17 protein-coding genes are annotated in these 18065 nt (G+C 48.6%); 2 read left to right on the forward strand and 15 right to left on the reverse strand.

Going from position 1 to position 18065, the window contains the following annotated elements; translation table 11 throughout:
- Positions 1-39: 39 nt before the first annotated feature.
- The 6 genes from serS to lrp form a co-directional block, all read right to left on the reverse strand.
- Positions 40-1329: a serine--tRNA ligase gene (gene serS, locus AC27IB_RS19670; protein WP_296045948.1), complete on the reverse strand. Its 1290-nt coding sequence runs from the start codon at positions 1327-1329 to the stop codon at positions 40-42.
- A 10-nt stretch (positions 1330-1339) separates the two neighbouring features.
- Positions 1340-1723, reverse strand: coding sequence for a fluoride efflux transporter CrcB (crcB, locus tag AC27IB_RS19675; RefSeq protein ID WP_296045945.1), 384 nt, complete (start codon positions 1721-1723; stop codon positions 1340-1342).
- Positions 1723-3039 (reverse strand): replication-associated recombination protein A, encoded by a 1317-nt coding sequence (locus AC27IB_RS19680; RefSeq protein WP_296045942.1) that lies wholly within the window; start codon positions 3037-3039, stop codon positions 1723-1725. The genes crcB and AC27IB_RS19680 overlap by 1 nt, the downstream gene beginning before the upstream one ends.
- On the reverse strand, positions 3036-3650 hold the full coding sequence (gene lolA / locus AC27IB_RS19685) for an outer membrane lipoprotein periplasmic chaperone LolA (protein ID WP_487123046.1): 615 nt from the start codon (positions 3648-3650) through the stop codon (positions 3036-3038). The genes AC27IB_RS19680 and lolA overlap by 4 nt, the downstream gene beginning before the upstream one ends.
- 13 nt (positions 3651-3663) lie before the next feature.
- Positions 3664-6162, reverse strand: coding sequence for a DNA translocase FtsK (locus tag AC27IB_RS19690; protein WP_487123048.1), 2499 nt, complete (start codon positions 6160-6162; stop codon positions 3664-3666).
- A gap of 129 nt (positions 6163-6291) precedes the next feature.
- Positions 6292-6777 carry a leucine-responsive transcriptional regulator Lrp gene (gene lrp, locus AC27IB_RS19695; RefSeq protein ID WP_279321704.1) on the reverse strand — a complete coding sequence of 162 codons (486 nt, stop codon included), beginning with the start codon at positions 6775-6777 and terminating at the stop codon, positions 6292-6294.
- A 133-nt stretch (positions 6778-6910) separates the two neighbouring features.
- Between lrp and ald the strand changes: the two genes are divergently transcribed.
- Entirely contained in the window at positions 6911-8038 is a 1128-nt protein-coding gene (gene ald, locus AC27IB_RS19700; RefSeq protein ID WP_296045924.1) for an alanine dehydrogenase, read from the forward strand.
- 162 nt (positions 8039-8200) lie between these two features.
- Positions 8201-9289, forward strand: coding sequence for a helix-turn-helix domain-containing protein (locus tag AC27IB_RS19705; protein ID WP_296045921.1), 1089 nt, complete (start codon positions 8201-8203; stop codon positions 9287-9289).
- 22 nt (positions 9290-9311) lie between these two features.
- Here the strand turns inward: AC27IB_RS19705 and AC27IB_RS19710 are convergent, their stop codons facing one another.
- The 9 genes from AC27IB_RS19710 to serC all read right to left on the reverse strand — a co-directional run bounded on the left by AC27IB_RS19710 (position 9312) and on the right by serC (position 17970).
- Positions 9312-10154, reverse strand: coding sequence for a DUF2306 domain-containing protein (locus AC27IB_RS19710; RefSeq protein WP_487123051.1), 843 nt, complete (start codon positions 10152-10154; stop codon positions 9312-9314).
- A gap of 183 nt (positions 10155-10337) precedes the next feature.
- Positions 10338-11036 carry an orotidine-5'-phosphate decarboxylase gene (pyrF, locus tag AC27IB_RS19715; protein ID WP_487123053.1) on the reverse strand — a complete coding sequence of 233 codons (699 nt, stop codon included), beginning with the start codon at positions 11034-11036 and terminating at the stop codon, positions 10338-10340.
- A 5-nt stretch (positions 11037-11041) separates the two neighbouring features.
- Positions 11042-12202 (reverse strand): lipopolysaccharide assembly protein LapB, encoded by a 1161-nt coding sequence (gene lapB, locus AC27IB_RS19720; RefSeq protein ID WP_296045914.1) that lies wholly within the window; start codon positions 12200-12202, stop codon positions 11042-11044.
- A 5-nt stretch (positions 12203-12207) separates the two neighbouring features.
- Positions 12208-12462 (reverse strand): lipopolysaccharide assembly protein LapA domain-containing protein, encoded by a 255-nt coding sequence (locus AC27IB_RS19725; protein ID WP_296045911.1) that lies wholly within the window; start codon positions 12460-12462, stop codon positions 12208-12210.
- Positions 12463-12584: 122 nt separating this feature from the next.
- Positions 12585-12872, reverse strand: coding sequence for an integration host factor subunit beta (gene ihfB, locus AC27IB_RS19730; protein WP_070176179.1), 288 nt, complete (start codon positions 12870-12872; stop codon positions 12585-12587).
- An 86-nt stretch (positions 12873-12958) separates the two neighbouring features.
- Positions 12959-14629 carry a 30S ribosomal protein S1 gene (gene rpsA, locus AC27IB_RS19735; protein ID WP_296045908.1) on the reverse strand — a complete coding sequence of 557 codons (1671 nt, stop codon included), beginning with the start codon at positions 14627-14629 and terminating at the stop codon, positions 12959-12961.
- A gap of 117 nt (positions 14630-14746) precedes the next feature.
- Positions 14747-15418 carry a (d)CMP kinase gene (gene cmk, locus AC27IB_RS19740; protein WP_487123056.1) on the reverse strand — a complete coding sequence of 224 codons (672 nt, stop codon included), beginning with the start codon at positions 15416-15418 and terminating at the stop codon, positions 14747-14749.
- A gap of 180 nt (positions 15419-15598) precedes the next feature.
- Entirely contained in the window at positions 15599-16888 is a 1290-nt protein-coding gene (gene aroA, locus AC27IB_RS19745; protein WP_487123058.1) for a 3-phosphoshikimate 1-carboxyvinyltransferase, read from the reverse strand.
- Entirely contained in the window at positions 16885-17970 is a 1086-nt protein-coding gene (gene serC / locus AC27IB_RS19750; protein ID WP_296045876.1) for a 3-phosphoserine/phosphohydroxythreonine transaminase, read from the reverse strand. The genes aroA and serC overlap by 4 nt, the downstream gene beginning before the upstream one ends.
- Positions 17971-18065 lie beyond the last annotated feature (95 nt).

The raw sequence follows: 18065 nt of genomic DNA on the forward strand, positions 1-18065 counted from the left end.
AAAGGCCGCTGATTAGCGGCCTTTTGGTATCACTACGTTTTACTTTATTTCGGTAACGCCACCCATGTAACCTACCAGCGCTTCCGGAATTTTTACCGAGCCATCGGCTTGCTGATAGTTTTCTAAAATAGCAACCAGCGTACGTCCCACTGCTAAGCCAGAACCATTCAGGGTATGCAGTAATTCAGGCTTGTTGGTTTCGGGATTACGATAGCGAGCCTGCATACGGCGCGCCTGGAAGTCCAGCATATTTGAGCAAGATGAGATCTCACGATAGGTATTCTGTGCTGGTAACCACACTTCTAAATCGTAAGTTTTGCATGAACCAAAGCCCATATCACCGGTACACAGCAGTACTTTACGGTATGGCAGTCCCAGCTTTTGCAGGATCATTTCGGCATGGCCAGTCAGCTCCTCCAGCGCGTTAAAGCTGTCTTCCGGTTTTACCAACTGAACCATTTCGACTTTATCAAACTGGTGCTGACGAATAAGGCCACGAGTGTCACGGCCATAGCTACCCGCTTCACTGCGAAAACAAGGTGTATGCGCAGTCATTTTAATCGGTAGTTCTTTGGCAGGGAAAATTTCATCACGGGCCAAATTAGTTAACGGTACTTCGGCAGTTGGGATCAGCGACAAGCCCTGCCCTTCTTCCGTTGCCGGTTTGGTATGAAACAGATCTTCACCAAATTTGGGTAACTGACCGGTGCCGTAAAGGCTGTCGGCATTGACCAGATACGGCACGTACATTTCGGTGTAACCGTGCTCAGCGGTGTGGGTATCCAGCATGAACTGAGCCAGTGCACGGTGTAAACGAGCAAACTTGTCACGCATTACCACAAAGCGGCTACCGGTAATCTTAACCGATGCTTCAAAGTCGATACCTTTATTCAGGGCATCTGCAATGTCCACGTGATCTTTAACTTCAAAATCAAATGATGGGATCTCGCCCCATTGGCTTATTTCAACGTTTTCGGCTTCGTCTTTACCCACCGGTACGCTTTCGTGTGGCAGGTTAGGAATGCCTTGCATCAGAGCATTCACTTCAGCAAGTACTTCATCGAGCTCTACTTTGGCTGCATCCAGCTTATTGCCTAAATCAGACACTTCGGCCAGTAAAGGCGCTATATCTTCGCCTTGTGCTTTAGCTTTACCAATGGATTTACTTCGCGTGTTGCGTTCATTTTGCAAATCTTGGGTTTTGATTTGTAATGCCTTACGCTTTTCTTCCAGGGCATTAAAAGCGTCAACATCCAGGGTGAATCCCCGACTGGCCAGTCGTTCGGCCGTTGCTACGATGTCGCTGCGCAAACACTTTGCATCTAACATGTTCTTTTCTTTATCCTTTGGTTAGTTCTACTGCCAGCCATGCTGCAAGCAGGCAGGCACACACATTTAATAATATATTGGCCAGCGCCTTAATCCACAGTCCGTTCTCAAGTAACGTGAGGGTTTCAATGGTAAAGGTTGAAAACGTAGTTAACGCCCCTAACATCCCTACGCCAATCAGCGCCCGGAAAGGCTGTTCGGCAATCTCGCCGCGCTCAATAAAGCCATACAAAACGGCCAGTAAAAATGAGCCGATAATATTGACCGCAAGTGTACCAAAGGGCAACGCTTTTCCAAACCACGAATCCACTAAACCGGTACAGAAAAAGCGCAAGCACGCCCCTACGGCACCACCAGTGGCGATAAACAGATATATCGAAAGAGTATGAGACATTAGCCGTTCCGTTTTTGTTGGCTGCTATTATTTAACTGATCCAGATATTCCCGCTTGGCTTTAAGCTGCTTTTCCAGCCCACGTTCGGTAGGTTGATAATATCTTGCATCGGCCAGTTCCGGAGGCAAATAACATTCGCCTGCGGCAAATGCATTGGGCTCATTGTGTGCGTAGCGATACTCTGCACCATGGCCCATTTCTTTTAATAATTTGGTTGGCGCGTTGCGTAAATGCACCGGCACCGGGTAATCCGGTTTTTCTCTGGCATCCTGTTTGGCCTGACTAAACGCCATATAAACCGCATTACTTTTGGCTGCAAGGGCACAATAAACCGCGGCCTGAGCAATAGCACGCTCCCCTTCAGCAGGGCCAACGCGATGATACACATCCCAGGCGTTGATACACAATTGCATAGCTCTGGGATCGGCGTTACCAATGTCTTCAGAAGATATTGCCAGAAGCCGGCGGGCCACGTAAAGGGCATCACCGCCACCATTTAATATTCGTGCATACCAGTACAACGCCGCATCGGGGTCGGAGCCACGCACTGATTTATGGAACGCCGAGATTAAATCGTAAAAAGTATCACCCTGCTTGTCGTAACTGGCGACCTTCTCGCCAACCGCCTGTTCGATATCATTGAGGCTGATCTGACTTTCGTTAGTAAAATCGCTGGCCAGTTCCAAATAGGTTAATAAACGCCTTCCATCACCGCCAGACAAGCCAATGAGCGCATTTCTGGCATCGTCGGCCAGACTTAAATTACGTTCTCCCAGACCGCGCTCAGCATCTGCCAACGCTCTGTCGAGCAGGTTATTAAGGGCGTCATCGTCAATACCTTTCAGCACATACACTCGAACCCGGGAGAGCAAAGCATTATTCAGCTCAAACGACGGGTTTTCAGTTGTGGCGCCAACAAAAGTCACCACGCCTGACTCCACAAAGGGTAAAAACGCATCCTGTTGGGATTTATTAAAACGATGCACTTCGTCTACAAATAACAGCGTACGCTCACCCATAGACTTATTCTGTTCAGCCTGGTCCATGGCCGCACGGATATCTTTAACGCCCGACGTAACCGCAGAGAGCTTAATGACCTGCGCATTGGTATACACCGCAATCAGCTCGGCCATGGTGGTTTTGCCGGTGCCCGGCGGGCCCCACAGTACCATGGAATGGCAATGGCCCGACTCGAGCATTTTGCGCAGGGGTTTCCCCTGCCCAACCAAATGCCCCTGACCAACATACTCATCCAGGTTCACCGGGCGCATGCGCGCAGCCAGTGGCGCATAGGTTTGCTGACTAAACAAACTCATGGACGCTGATCGTCTACCATGAAGCTCTCCGGCACATCAGCAATAAATGCCGAAGGGAAAACGGGTGTATTAAATTCACGCTGACTGAAATCAATGGCACTTTGCTGACCCTGACTGTCAAGCATCACCAGATGTGCCAGACCCTGGTCGTCAAAACTCAGGCTCAGGCTACGAATCTGGCCACCTTCAGCTTTGGCAGAAACGCTGAAGGTGTTAGCTTGCGTAGCGTGAATAGTATATTGTTGCCAGATAGCATCGTCGTTACTGGTAAGCAGCACCATGGGATTATTGTCTATCGCCTGGTCCTGCGCCATAACGGTAACCTGCTCTACCCAGTCATCGATATGCCACACTGCACTGCCATCCGCTATCAATACCGTTTCGTCCGGCGTTAAGGTTTCCCAGCGCAGTTTATCCGGCCGGGCCATCGTCAGATTACCGGTGGCCTGATGCACCACTTCGCCTTTCTCGTCGGTAACCGACTGGGTAAAAGCGGCCTTGAAAGACTCAAGGGCGGCAAGTCTGGTTTTTAGCGCTTCAGCGTCATCGGCCAGTGCTGGAACAGAAAAAAATGACAGAGTCAGTAAGGCTCTGCTAAAAAATGCTTTCATAAACGACTTCCTGTTAATCTCTCGGTGGAGGCGGCGCCAATACTTCACGATTACCATTATGGCCCGCAGGAGTAACGACACCGCTTTGCTCCATTTGTTCAACCAACCGGGCTGCCCGGTTGTAACCAATACGGAATTTGCGTTGTACACTGGATACCGACGCACGGCGGGTTTCGGTAACAAATGCCACGGCTTCATCATAGAATGCATCCACTTCCTGATCGCCGCCTTCCGGCTGTTCACCGGGTAACAAGACTTCGGCGGTAGACTCGGGATTGAGGATTTCATCGATATACTCCGGTTCGCCGCGTTTCTTCCAGTCGGCTACCACAGCATGTACCTCGTGATCATCAACAAACGCACCGTGCACACGGGTGGGCACCGGGCTGCCAGGCGGCAGGTACAACATATCCCCCATTCCCAGCAATGTTTCAGCGCCCTGTTGGTCGAGAATAGTGCGCGAGTCAATTTTACTCGATACCTGGAATGCTATCCGGGTGGGAATATTGGCTTTTATCAAACCGGTAATCACGTCTACCGAAGGGCGCTGTGTAGCCAGTACCAAATGGATACCGGCCGCCCGCGCTTTTTGCGCAATCCGGGCAATCAGCTCTTCGACTTTTTTGCCCACAATCATCATCATGTCGGCAAATTCATCAACCACTACTACAATAGAAGGCAGTTTTTCCAGATCCGGGGCTTCTTCAAGCATACTGTCTTCGGTACGCCAGAGCGGATCCTTAATCGGCTCGCCATCGGCAATCGCCTGTTTAATTTTGGCGTTATACCCTTTAAGATTTCGAACCCCTAATGCCGACATCAGCTTATAGCGGCGTTCCATTTCCCCTACACACCAACGCAATGCATTGGCGGCCTCTTTCATATCGGTGACCACCTCAGCGAGCAGGTGCGGTATACCTTCATACACCGATAGCTCCAACATTTTGGGGTCAATCATGATCATCCGCACATCTTCTGGCGTGGATTTGTATAACAAGCTCAGAATCATCACGTTTACACCCACCGATTTACCGGAACCGGTGGTTCCTGCTACCAGCAGGTGCGGCATTTTGGCAAGGTCTACGACCACCGGATCGCCGCTGATATCGGAGCCTAGTACCATGGTCAGAGCTGACGCATTCGACTGAAAAGCCTCACACTCAATCACCTCACTCATGCGCACCATTTCACGCTTTTTATTGGGTAGTTCAAGGCCAATCACCGACTTACCGGGGATTACCTCCACTACCCGTACTGATGTTGCCGACATCTCACGGGCTAAATCCTTCGACAAACTACTAATTTTGCTCACTTTTACACCTGGTGCCAGGTCAATTTCGAAACGCGTAATCACCGGGCCTGGATACACGCCCACCACCGCAGCATCAATGTTAAAGTTTGCCAGCTTTTCTTCCACCAAACGGGAAACCATATCCAGTTCTTCCTGGGTAATGGGGTTTTCCTTTTTATCCGGACGGTCGAGCAGTTCGAACGAAGGCATAGGGCCAATGTCCACATCCCCATCGGATTCAGTGCGTGGCGGTCTGATTTGTTTAGCGCCCCGGGCGGCCGGTTGTTGGGGGGCTGCAGGCGCCGCTGGTGCCACTTTTCGAGGTTCAGCCTCGGTAGCAATGACTGGCTCATCAGTACTGAAGGACTCCCCTGCCCCATCGTTGGTATCTACAATAAAGGGCGGCATCTCGTCATTTTCATCCTCCTGTGAGGCAAAGATTTCATCCGGAATGGTGAAGGTAGGTTCGCTGCGCTCAGCCTTAATCGGGGCGGCTTGTTTTGGCGGTACTTTATCGGCCGTTTTATCCGATGGCGGTTCGGCACGCAGGCTGGTGATGTTTAGTTCATCACTGTCTTTGTCTTTACTGGCCGATTTATTGGGTAACGATAATGTTGGCATATTAAGGGCCAGCAATTTTTGTGGCGCAGCGATGGATTTACGGCCAAACCACAGGGTCCCTTCGCCCAGCTTATCCACAATCAGCAACCAGGAAATACCAGTCAGCAACGTAAAGCCAACACAGCAAAAGCACAGCAGTAATAGTACGGTTCCGGCCACATTAAAATAGGGAATAAGCGCAGAACTGATCACATCGCCAATCAACCCACCGGCGGTAAAGCTGAACAGATCATCAAAATTAATGCTGAATATGCCGGTTAAGCCAAGCAAAATCAGGATTGCGCCAATCAAACGCAGCCCAATTGTCAGGTAATCCAGTTCGCGCCAGGTCTTGATGTTATGAAAAATAAACCAGCCAATAAAAGCACAGCAAAATGGCGTGGCGTAAGCCAGGTAACCAAAGGTAAAAAAGAACAGATCGGCTGTCCAGGCGCCGGTAGGACCCACCCAGTTATGAACACTATTCTGCAGGCCAGCCTGACTCCAGCCAGGATCGCCCGGATGAAAAGAGGCTAACGCCAATAATAAAAAGAACGCCAGAGCACAGGCAATAATAATACCTGTCTCCCATATGCGTTGAACGCCAGAAAGTCGCACCATATCCCTAAATATCTCTCTTTGCCGGTGTTACAGACACCAGTCATTGGTTTTATTTTTGCGCACGTACCCGGGTCACAGAAGCGGCTGGCTTCAGCGGGTGACCCAAAAGTTTATCATACCATCCTGACCTTATTTTGTATTAATTCGCAGGCTATTGGTACTTTTAACTTCTTCCATTACCACGTAGGTTCTCGAGGCACTCACACCAGGCAGCCTTAATAATGTGTCCCCCAGCAATTTTCGGTAGCTCGACATATCCGCCACCCGGGCTTTTAACAAAAAGTCGAAGTTACCAGAGACCAGGTGACACTCTTGTATATCATCGTGCTGCTGAACGGCAGCTGAAAATTCGGCAAAAATATCCACCGATGTTTTGGTTAAAGTGATTTCCACAAACACCAGCATGGCGGCACCCAACTGATGAGGGTCCAGATGAGCGTGATAACCTTTAATATACCCTTGAGACTCCAGGCGCTTTACCCTTTCTAAACAGGGGCTTGGGCTCAACCCAACCTGTTTTGCCAGCTCAACGTTAGAAATTCGACCGTCTTTTTGCAGCATGGAAAGTATGTTGCGGTCTATTCTGTCGAGATGTTTGGGTGTTTTCACCAGCATATTAAATACTCCAAAAGGCCTTTTTAGAAGAATATTACACTGGCAATAAAAAAACTACAGCAGATATATTTTAAAACCTTTCGATATACTAGCATCATTAGTAACTCAATAGTTTAAACAGGCAGAGACAATTATGTTAGTGGGTGTTCCTAAAGAAATTAAAAACCACGAGTACCGCGTAGGCTTAACTCCGGCGGCGGTGAAAGAGTTTGTAACGCATGGTCATAAGGTAATGGTCGAGACTAACGCTGGCACAGCCATTGGTTTTACCGATGAGATGTATGTGGAAGCCGGTGCTAGCATTGCCGCCAGTGCCGAGCAGGTTTTTGCCGAAGCGGAAATGATCGTTAAGGTAAAAGAGCCGCAGCCGCAGGAATGTAAACAACTAAGCCGTGGCCAAACACTTTACACTTACCTGCACCTGGCACCCGACCCAACCCAGACTGAATTACTGATTGAGTCCGGCGCAACCTGTATTGCTTATGAAACGGTTACCGATGCACGGGGTGGCTTGCCATTATTGGCGCCTATGAGTGAAGTGGCTGGCCGTATGTCGGTTCAGGCCGGCGCTCATTATCTTGAAAAAGCGCACGGCGGCAGCGGCACCTTATTAGGCGGCGTACCTGGAGTAGCTCCGGGTAAAGTGCTGGTTATTGGTGGCGGTGTGGTGGGTACACAAGCCGCTAAAATGGCATTAGGCCTTGGCGCCGATGTGACTATTCTGGACCGTTCACTGCCGCGTTTACGCCAGTTGGATGATATCTTTAATGGTCAGGTGAAAACCGTTTATTCTACCGTTGATGCTATTGAGCATTATTCAGCGTCTGCTGATCTGGTGGTTGGTGCGGTACTTATCCCGGGTGCAGCGGCGCCGAAACTGCTCAATGAGCAACATATTGCCAATATGAAAAAAGGCTCTGTAGTAGTAGACGTGGCTATCGACCAGGGCGGTTGTTTTGCTACATCAAAAGCCACCACTCACCAGGATCCGGTTTATATTGTTGACGGTGTGGTGCACTACTGCGTAGCAAACATGCCTGGCGGTGTAGCACGTACCTCTACTATGGCCCTAAACAACGCTACTTTACCGTTTGGTCTGGCGTTAGCCAATAAAGGACCTAAGCAGGCCATGATGGAAGACATTCACCTGTTAAACGGCCTTAACGTTCATGAAGGTAAAGTCACCTACAAAGCGGTTGTTGAAGCCTTAGGCGATCAGTTAGGCATTCAATATACGCCAGCAATGGATGCGTTAGCATAGGTTGCGCTAGCGCGTAAAAGTAAATATTTTAAAACGGGGCTGGCAGGCCCCGTTTTTTATGACACAAAGACTAACAAATCTGCCCTTGCCTCTGCCCTGCTTTGCATTAGTATTAACAGTCACTCCATCACCATCGACAGCTCAATCTTATGTGGTTCACTTATGTGGCTTAGTTACGCTTATTACGTATTATTGCTTACCGCGCTCGCTGTAATGCTGGCCCAGTTATCATTCAGACCGGTAAGAGTTGAGCATATCCTTACTGCTATTTTTAGCGGGTCGCTGGCGATGGTGGCGCTGCAGGTACTTACCGCCGAATCAGGCAGTGCTTATCAGTATGTGTTTGCACTGGGCACCTGCGCTACCTGTAATGTTATCTGGCTGATATCCCGTGCGTTGTTCAGGGGCACTCAGGCCCTTGCAACACAGCATTATCTATTTGCCGGCGCAATCGCCCTGTTAGTCGTCACCAATCGCAGTCTGGAACTGATGGTGTCGGTTGACTGGCTTACAGCGCAAAAGATTGGCTGGATACAGGGTGCTGTTTCTGAAGTCACGCAGTTGTTATCTTCTACCATTCTGGCACTGGCTTTCTGGGAGGCAGTACGTGGCTTTAATAATGCAGATAAACCGATGCGGCACCAACGGTTATTGTTTGCCACCACGTTTTTCAGCGGCGTATTCAGTTGTACGGTGATAGCAGACGGCATGTTATCCGGCGCAGTCAGTGGGCAGGTTAGACCCTGGCTCGTGGTGAGTTCAGCTCTGGCCATTCTGCTGACAACCCTGGTCATTTTAGTCTGGCAGCGCCAGGTACGCAGGCAAAGTAGCCGGTTAACGTCGGCTGCCAGTCAACAAAGTCAATTAGATAATACCGCGACCTTCGAAGACAAACAGCTGGCCGCACAAATCCGGCAACTAATGGAACAACAAAAGTGCTTTCTTCAACACGACTTAAAGACCATTGATATAGCGACCGCCCTGCAGGTATCAGAATACAAGGTCAGCCGGGTCATCCGCACTATGACGTCCTCGGCCAATGTGAATCAGTTTATCAATGGCTACCGAATTGCCCATGCCAAACAATTATTAACTGCCGGGCATTGTCGGCACTGGACCATTTTAGTCATTAGTCTGGAATCGGGATTTGCCTCACTAGCGCCCTTTAATCGTGCATTTAAAGCCAGCGAGGGCTGTACGCCTAATCAATACCGCCAGCAACATCTGGCGGTTGAGTCAGCACAAGCCTGAGTGGGTAACTCGCAGCCCTCAGTCAGCCAGCAATGATACGTGGCCCCCACATCATCATGGTAGCCGCGGCGGTACCAATCAAAGTGATAAGTATGGCAATTCCCACTGCGATGGTGGCTATAACGCGACTGGCCACGGTATTACGAGCGCGAGCCCTTAAAATTAGTTCCGCAATCAACATGGGCAACAGATAAGAAGCAAACGACAGAATAACATCAGCCGGACCATCGAGGTTGGCGCTGTTACCCCGTGGTCCCTGATTGAGCATAAACCAGCCCATCAGCAGTAATCGAAATGTCCATACCCCGTTAATTAAGATAAACGCATGCACGGCAAAACGCTGATGACGCTCGAAATCCCGTTGCACTGCATAGCGCCAGGCAAAGTAAACCATTACCGGAATTAGTAAACCATTCAAGGTAACCCCCAACGCGCCTAAATCACTCAGGCGACTTCCGGTTACCCAGGTAAGATACAAGCCACCAATGGCCCCCAACAGGCCAAAGGTCAGATAAACACGGCCATTGATACGGTGAAATCGTGGGTAATGGTGGCGAATCGCCGGAAACAGCTGGAATGTGCCGCTCAGGCTAATCAGCATCACGGGTATCACATGGAGCAATAAAATGGCGTTATTAATGGTGTCGCCGTTTACATATCCCCTGATCATATAAGCGTAGCGGGACTCATCCAAATGCCCGGTTAACAGCGGCAACGTAAATTGTACGAGGATGTATAACGCAAATATCCACTGGCCGGTGAGAATAATCGCCACCCAGGCTTTTAACATTAATTCGAACTTGTGATTTAGCCTCGATTGGAACGATGGCTGAGTGTTCAAATCGGAAGTGATAACTCGTGACATATAAAGCCCTTTCAACATTTAGCAGGCTTTAAGCATGCCAATTTCGACATAAATCGCTTATCGAATTTGGAATCTGATCGTCAAAAATTAAAAAGAGTTAAAGAGTTAAAAAGTTAAAGGGGTCAGAGTTAATTAATATTAATTAACTCTGACCCCTTTATTTTTTATTTGGTCTTAGATGTTTTACGCCAGGCTTTGATTTACTGCCTGCAGGGCGGCTAACGGGTTTTCAGCTTGTGTAATTGGCCGGCCCATTACCAGATAACTTACACCTGCATCGATGGCATCAACCGGTGTCATAACCCTTTTCTGATCGCCCACATCTGCCCCGGCAGGACGAATTCCAGGTGTTACTAACAGAAACTCGTCGTTATGTGTTTCACGTAACATTACCGCTTCTTTTGCAGAACAAACAACGCCGTCGAGCCTGCTATCGGCCGTTAGCTGGGCCAGTTTGTTAACCTGCTCGGCTGGTGATACCTCTGGCACCACATCATTCAACTGCGCCTGATCCATGCTGGTCAGCACCGTTACCGCAATCAGTTTGGTTTGAGGATGAGCAGACTCTGCAATGGCCTGTTTTGCCGCCATCATCATTTCCTTACCACCGCTGGCATGCACGTTTACCATCCATACCCCCATTTCGGCCGCGGCTTTACAAGCTTTGGCTACGGTATTCGGGATATCATGAAATTTTAAATCCAGAAAAATATCAAACCCTTTGGCGATGAGCGATTTTACAAACTCAGGCCCGAACAGGGTAAACATCTCTTTGCCGACTTTCAGCTTACAAGCACCAGGATCCAGTTGATCTACCAGGGCCATGGCCTTATCGGCATCATCGAAATCCAATGCGACGATCACACGGGCTTCTTGGTTCATTCTCTTTACTCTCCGTCTAGACCTCTAATGGGGTTAACGACCCCCCACTTTTTACAGGATGGACACAGCCAATACAGTTTGCGACCAGAAAAGCCACAGCTCTTACACCGGTAACGCGGACGCTGTTCAATTTGCTTGGCCACCAGTTGCCGTAACTGCTGATAGGTGGCCTTCGCGTTGGCATCATCACTTAACTCACAATACAACTGCATCAGGCGATGGAAGCCACGCATGGTAGGCGTTTTTTGCAGTTGTTCAAATAAATAATCAGCGGCGTGCTGCACTTCGCCCTTGTTGGAAAATACATCCACCATAGCCAGGTACAAGGTGGCACTTTGCACCCAGTTATCATTTAACAGGTTCTCAAATTTCTGCCAATCACCGGTTTCACTGGCAATTTGCTCAAGTAACGGCACCGCTTCAATAAACCAGTTCTTATCACGATTAGCGACCTGCACCAGGTATTCACCGGCTTCTTTTAAACGGCCCTGATCAAAGGTAACTTCACCCAGCATCAACCAGGGTCTGACCGCTTGTTCATCTACGTTGACGGCTTTTTGCAGTACCTTCAGTGCTGCCGGAATATCCTCGTTATCTAACTCGAGCTGGGCCTGCTCACAATAAAAATGACCGAGTTTACTGCGAATACTGTCATTTTCAGCCAGCATTTTTTCGGCGAGCTCTATGGCCCGGCCCCACTCTTTCGTGGTTTGGTATATTGCAAATAACTGCTGCTGGGCAAACTCGAAATGCTTGTCGGAATTAAGCAGGCTTACGAAAGCCCCTTCCGCTCTTTCCAGAAAACCGGCCTGCATGTAATCGCGGCCTAGTTCCTTAAGGGCTAACTCACGCTGGGTAGCCTGAATTTCATCACGACTGACCAGATTCTGATGCACGCGTATTGCCCGGTCTATCTCACCGCGCTGGCGATAGAAATTCCCCATGGCAATGTGGGTTTCCACGGTATCACTGTTGACGTTAATCATTTTAATTAACGTATCCACGGCCCTGTCGGGCTGGTCAGACAGGAGAAAGTTTAATCCACGGAAATAATGTTTAGAGAGAATACTGGATTGTTTTCGCTGCGCCTGGCGAACGCTGTTGCGGCCCATTATGTAACCATAACCGGCTGCTACTGGTAGCAGTAAGAATAACAGCTCCAGCATGACGCTTATTCTTTCTGCAGCTTGTTAAGCTTAGCCTGCGCCCGCATCAGCTTAACCCTCAGCGTGAGCCAGCTGCTTAGAATGGCCAGAACGCCTACTACAACGCCTAATCCCAGTGCGATGGCAATTAGCGTAGCAACGGTCATATTAGCCTTAGCAATCAGGTAATTTACTGAAATTACAGCATCATTTTGAGAACCAACGGCAATCGCCAGTACCAGAATCGCAATAATGCAAAGTAAAAATGCTAAGCCTTTCAAGAGCGTGATCCTAAATAAAGAAATTAAAATCAGGATAACAAAATGTTGCTGGGGTTACAGCATGCACATACAAAAAAAGCACTGATAACAGTGCTTTTTATTTCTATCCGTTCAGATAATAATCAGGCGATAGACTCATTCACCCGGTCACGTAATTCTTTACCAGGTTTAAAGTGAGGAACGTATTTACCGTCCAGCTCAACCGTTTCACCTGTTTTAGGATTACGCCCCACGCGTGGTGCGCGGTAATGCAAAGAAAAACTACCAAATCCGCGGATTTCGATGCGATCCCCTTTTTGTAAGGTTTGCGCCATTTGTTCCAACATTTCTTTGATAGCGGTTTCTAATTCTTTTGCCGGGATGTGGCGTGCCTGATCAGCGAGCCGCTCAATTAATTCAGACTTGGTCATGTGTAAACCTCTTTGTCATTCAATCCATCAAACAGCTACATCAACAGGTATACGGCATTCACCGTATACCTGATGTATCAAAAAGCTTATTCGCCTTTTGCTGCTTTGAAAGCTTCAGCCATCGCGTTAGCAAAACCACCATCATCTTGCTGGTTCACTTTGTCGATTGCTTCTTTCTCGTCAGCCTGGTCTTTCGCTTTAACAGACAGGTTTACGATGCGGTTCTTACGGTCTACACCGGTGTACTTCGCTTCGATGCTGTCGCCAACGTTAGCCACTTCAGACGCATCTTCGATACGGTCGCGAGAAAGGTCAGCTACACGAATGTAACCGTCAACTTCTTCAGCCAGGTTTACAGTAACGCCTTTGGCATCAACTGCTGTAACTGTACCGTTAACGATAGCACCTTTCTTGGTATCTGTCAGATACTTGTTGAAAGGATCTTCTTCGATTTGCTTAACGCCTAAAGAAATACGCTCACGCTCTGGGTCGACTTGCAGTACAACCGCTGAGATTTCGTCGCCTTTCTTATAATCACGAACCGCGTCTTCACCAGACTTGTTCCATGAAATGTCAGACAGGTGAACCAGACCATCGATGCCGCCGTCAAGGCCGATAAAGATACCGAAGTCAGTGATTGACTTGATCTTACCAGACACTTTGTCACCTTTTTCGTGTGACTTAGCGAAAGTTTCCCAAGGGTTGTCGATGCACTGCTTAAGGCCAAGAGAAATACGACGACGTTCTTCGTCAATTTCCAGTACCATAACTTCAACAGAATCGCCCAGGTTAACAACCTTAGATGGGTGGATGTTCTTGTTAGTCCAATCCATTTCAGAAACGTGAACCAGACCTTCAACACCGTCTTCGATCTCTACGAAACAACCGTAGTCAGTCAGGTTAGTAACCTGGCCAGTGATCTTAGTGCCTTCTGGGTAACGTTGAGCAATTTCTTGCCATGGATCGTTGCCCATTTGCTTCATGCCCAGAGATACACGTTGCTTTTCTTTGTCGAACTTAAGCACTTTAACGTTGATTTCGTCACCAACATTTACGATTTCACTTGGGTGCTTAACGCGTTTCCAAGCCATGTCAGTGATGTGCAGCAGGCCGTCAACACCGCCCAGATCTACGAACGCACCGTAGTCTGTCAGGTTCTTAACGATACCTTTAACTTCGTGTCCTTCTTCCAGGTTAGCCAGAAGAGTTTCACGCTCTGCACTGCTTTCTGCTTCGATAACAGCACGACGAGAAACAACAACGTTGTTACGCTTAGCGTCTAACTTGATTACTTTGAATTCAAGCTCTTTGCCTTCCAGGTGAGTGGTGTCACGTACAGGGCGTACGTCAACCAGTGAACCTGGCAGGAATGCGCGTACACTGTTTACTTCAACAGTGAAACCGCCTTTAACCTTACCATTGATAACGCCTTTAATAGTGGCTTTATCATCGTAAGCTTTTTCCAGCTCAACCCACGCTTCGTGACGCTTAGCTTTTTCACGAGACAGGATAGTTTCACCAAAGCCGTCTTCTACTGCGTCTAACGCTACGTCGACTTCGTCACCGATTGCGATTTCTAATTCGCCTTCGGCATTTTTAAATTGTTCAGCTGGGATAGCACTTTCTGATTTGAGACCTGCGTCAACAAGAACGATGTCTTTATCAATTGAAACTACGGTACCCTTTACAATTGAACCAGGACGAGTTTCCAGTTCTTGTAAGCTCTCTTCAAAAAGTTGTGCAAAATTTTCAGTCATATGATTCAGTAAATAATTTAAGTTGACATCCACATTTCTATCCGGATAACGTGGGGTTATTAAACAAAGTCGTCACCTCCTGTGACAACGATTGCGCTGGTCAAAACAACCCTGGCTTTACAGCCTGGAATTGATAATTTCCATTGCACTTTCAAAGACTTGGTTAATATCCAAATCTGTTGAGTCGATCACTACAGCGTCTTCTGCCGGTACCAATGGCGCTATGGAACGATTCGCATCGCGATCATCCCGGGCTTTGATATCGGTTAAAAGGCGCGCAATGTTAACATCCAGACCTTTATCTTTCAACTGATTATAGCGACGCTCGGCGCGGGCTTCAGCGCTGGCGGTCAGGAATAATTTTACATTGGCATCAGGGAACACCACCGTGCCCATATCGCGACCATCGGCAATCAGTCCCGGCGTTTGTTGAAACGCACGCTGACGGCGTAATAATGCTTCACGCACGCGGGCCAGCGAGGCAATCTGTGAAGCGGCTGCGCCGACTTCTTCAGTGCGAATATCATCGGTGACATCTTCACCTTCAAGTACCACGCGGCGCTGTTCGTTGTCGGTCTCAAAACTTACGTCAAGACCAGAGGCCAGCGGGACTATTGAACTTTCGTCGTCTACGGGTAGATCGTGGTGCATAGCGGCTACGGCTAAAACACGATAAATTGCGCCACTGTCTAAAAGGTGCCAACCCAGTTGTTCAGCGATCAATGCGCTAAGTGTGCCTTTCCCTGCGCCACTCGGACCATCTACCGTTACTACGGGTATTGGATGCATACCTGCTCCAGTTATTTAATAAAATGTTAATAAGAACTCGAAAACGGCGGCAATTATACCCGTGTAAGCCAAATAGGCAATGATACACGTCAATAAATCCCCGGGGATAATACCTAAGTTTGAAGTCAATGCGCGCTGGCCTGCCGACCAGCGCAATTGATAGTAGATCTGAAATCTGTCTTATCGATGACAGATTGTGGCAAAACGGGTGAAATAATCGGGGAAAGTTTTAGCAGTACAACCCGGATCGTTAATAGTAACCGGCGTGTCACTGAGTGATATCAGTGAAAAACACATCGCAATGCGGTGATCGTTATAGGTATCAATAGCGGCATGTTGCAGCGAAGCTGGCGGTGTTACCCGAATATAATCGTGCCCTTCCTCTACTTCCACACCCAGTTTACGCAGCTCAGTAGCCATTGCAAATAACCGGTCGGTTTCTTTTACCCGCCAGTTATAAATGTTACGAATGCAGGTTTCACCTTCCGCAAACAAGGCCGTGGTGGCAATTGTCATGGCCGCATCCGGGATGTGGTTCATATCCATGTCCACACCTTTAAGCGGCGCGCCATGAATCACAATGCAATCGTCAAACCATTCTACCTTCGCGCCCATGGCTTCCAGCACATCGGCAAAACGAATATCGCCCTGAATACTTTGTTTGCCAATCCCTGTGACTTTTACGGTACCACCTTTAATTGCACCGGCTGCCAGAAAATAAGACGCCGAGGAAGCATCGCCTTCCACCATAAAGGTTTCCGGTGCTATATAGTGCTGTCCTGCTTTGATCACAAAATGCTGATAAGCCTGATTTTCAACGGATACCCCAAATTTGGCCATGGTATCGAGGGTAATATCGATATAAGGTTTTGAGACCAGCTCACCTTTAATGGAAATGGTGGTGTCTTCAGCAAATAATGGCGCCGCCATTAACAAGGCAGTCAAAAACTGGCTCGACACGCTGCCATCTACCGAAAGTGCCCCGCCTTTTAACTGGCTGCCATTGATTTTAAGCGGTGGGTAGCCGGCGTTTTTCAGATACTGAATATCCGCTCCGGCTTCCTGTAAGGCATCAACCAAATCACCAATGGGACGTTCTTCCATGCGTGGCTCACCGGTTAATTCAACGGTGACATCAGACGCCGCCAGTGCAGCACACAGAGGGCGCATGGCGGTACCAGCATTACCCAAAAACAGGCTCAACGGTTCTGCTACGTTAAACGCACCGCCTAAGCCGGTTACTTTACATTCGGTTTTATCGGTGCTTAAGCTGTACTCTACGCCAAGCAATTTAAGCGCATCGAGCATATGACGGATGTCATCACTGTCTAATAAGTTAGTCAGTCGGGTTTCGCCCTGTGCCAGAGCTGCCAGGAGTAACGCCCGATTAGACAAACTCTTTGAGCCTGGCACATTGACGGTACCGTCGATTTTGTTGACCGGCTGTAACGTTAACTGCTCTGCACTCATGCGTGATGCTCCTCGAAGTCTTTCATAAAGCTCACCAGGGCTTCTACGCCGTCGATAGACATTGCGTTATAAATGCTGGCGCGCATTCCGCCTACCGAGCGATGACCTTTGAGTGCCAGTAAACCCGCTTGTTTGGATTTTTCCAGGAACACTTTATCCAGCGCCGGATCGGCTAAATGAAAAGGTACATTCATAATAGAACGGTTGCCCGGATGCACGTTATTGCGGTAAAACGATGAATCATCAATCGCTTTATACAGTGTGTCTGCTTTGTGTTGATTCAGACTCGCCATGGCCTCTACCCCGCCCTGGGCTTTTAACCATTTAAACACCAGCCCGGCCAGATACCACGAAAACGTGGGCGGCGTGTTATACATGGAGTCATTGTTAGCCATCAGCTCATAATCGAAAATCGAAGGGGTGCTCTGACGCGCTTTACCCACCAAATCGTCGCGTACAATAACCACAGACAAGCCTGAAGGCCCAATATTTTTCTGTGCACCGGCATAAATAATACCGTATTTGCTGACGTCAATCGGTGCCGACAGAATGTTCGATGACATATCTGCCACCAGGGGAACATCGCCCGCTTCAGGTAGCCAGTTGTAGGCGATCCCATCTACCGTTTCATTGGGGCAGAAATGAAGGTAAGCGGCACTTTGGTCAATGTCAGCTAACGCCGGTTGAGGCATAAACTGATAGCCATTATGATCAACCACTTCACCAATCACTTTGGCATTATTGTATTTGGCCGCTTCGGCCACTGCGCCTTTAGACCAGGAGCCACTGACCAGATGTAACGAGGTATCGTCCTGCGTTGAAATGTTAAGGGGTACCGCAGCAAACTGACCGCGCCCACCACCTTGCAGGAACAAGACCTTATAGTTTTCCGGTACGTTGAGCAGATCACGCAAATCCTGTTCAGCCGTCGCGGCGATTTCGATAAAGTCCGCGCCGCGGTGGCTGACTTCCATCACCGAGCAGCCACTGTCCCGCCAGTTAATAAATTCCTGTTGTGCCTGTGCCATCACTGCAGGAGGCAGCATGGCCGGGCCAGCACTAAAATTGAATACGTTTTTCATGAGCTTCTTAAATACTGTCAGGAAGCACTTATTGTTTTACAGCACTATTGGGGTACTGATGAATAAATGCTTTCATACACTAAAAAACAAGCGGC

It is taken from the genome of Alteromonas sp. 4NH20-0104, assembly GCF_057547795.1.

What these genes read in the sequence shown, in the direction of transcription:
- lapB (WP_296045914.1), bottom strand. Translation starts at nt 12,202, where the DNA reads ATGCTGGAGCTGTTATTCTTACTGCTACCAGTAGCAGCCGGTTATGGT.
- pyrF (WP_487123053.1), bottom strand. Translation starts at nt 11,036, where the DNA reads ATGAACCAAGAAGCCCGTGTGATCGTCGCATTGGATTTCGATGATGCC.
- AC27IB_RS19690 (WP_487123048.1), bottom strand. Translation starts at nt 6,162, where the DNA reads ATGGTGCGACTTTCTGGCGTTCAACGCATATGGGAGACAGGTATTATT.
- ihfB (WP_070176179.1), bottom strand. Translation starts at nt 12,872, where the DNA reads ATGACCAAGTCTGAATTAATTGAGCGGCTCGCTGATCAGGCACGCCAC.
- AC27IB_RS19680 (WP_296045942.1), bottom strand. Translation starts at nt 3,039, where the DNA reads ATGAGTTTGTTTAGTCAGCAAACCTATGCGCCACTGGCTGCGCGCATG.
- ald (WP_296045924.1), top strand. Translation starts at nt 6,911, where the DNA reads ATGTTAGTGGGTGTTCCTAAAGAAATTAAAAACCACGAGTACCGCGTA.
- crcB (WP_296045945.1), bottom strand. Translation starts at nt 1,723, where the DNA reads ATGTCTCATACTCTTTCGATATATCTGTTTATCGCCACTGGTGGTGCC.
- AC27IB_RS19710 (WP_487123051.1), bottom strand. Translation starts at nt 10,154, where the DNA reads ATGTCACGAGTTATCACTTCCGATTTGAACACTCAGCCATCGTTCCAA.
- lolA (WP_487123046.1), bottom strand. Translation starts at nt 3,650, where the DNA reads ATGAAAGCATTTTTTAGCAGAGCCTTACTGACTCTGTCATTTTTTTCT.
- cmk (WP_487123056.1), bottom strand. Translation starts at nt 15,418, where the DNA reads ATGCATCCAATACCCGTAGTAACGGTAGATGGTCCGAGTGGCGCAGGG.
- lrp (WP_279321704.1), bottom strand. Translation starts at nt 6,777, where the DNA reads ATGCTGGTGAAAACACCCAAACATCTCGACAGAATAGACCGCAACATA.
- AC27IB_RS19705 (WP_296045921.1), top strand. Translation starts at nt 8,201, where the DNA reads ATGTGGCTTAGTTACGCTTATTACGTATTATTGCTTACCGCGCTCGCT.
- serS (WP_296045948.1), bottom strand. Translation starts at nt 1,329, where the DNA reads ATGTTAGATGCAAAGTGTTTGCGCAGCGACATCGTAGCAACGGCCGAA.
- rpsA (WP_296045908.1), bottom strand. Translation starts at nt 14,629, where the DNA reads ATGACTGAAAATTTTGCACAACTTTTTGAAGAGAGCTTACAAGAACTG.
- serC (WP_296045876.1), bottom strand. Translation starts at nt 17,970, where the DNA reads ATGAAAAACGTATTCAATTTTAGTGCTGGCCCGGCCATGCTGCCTCCT.
- aroA (WP_487123058.1), bottom strand. Translation starts at nt 16,888, where the DNA reads ATGAGTGCAGAGCAGTTAACGTTACAGCCGGTCAACAAAATCGACGGT.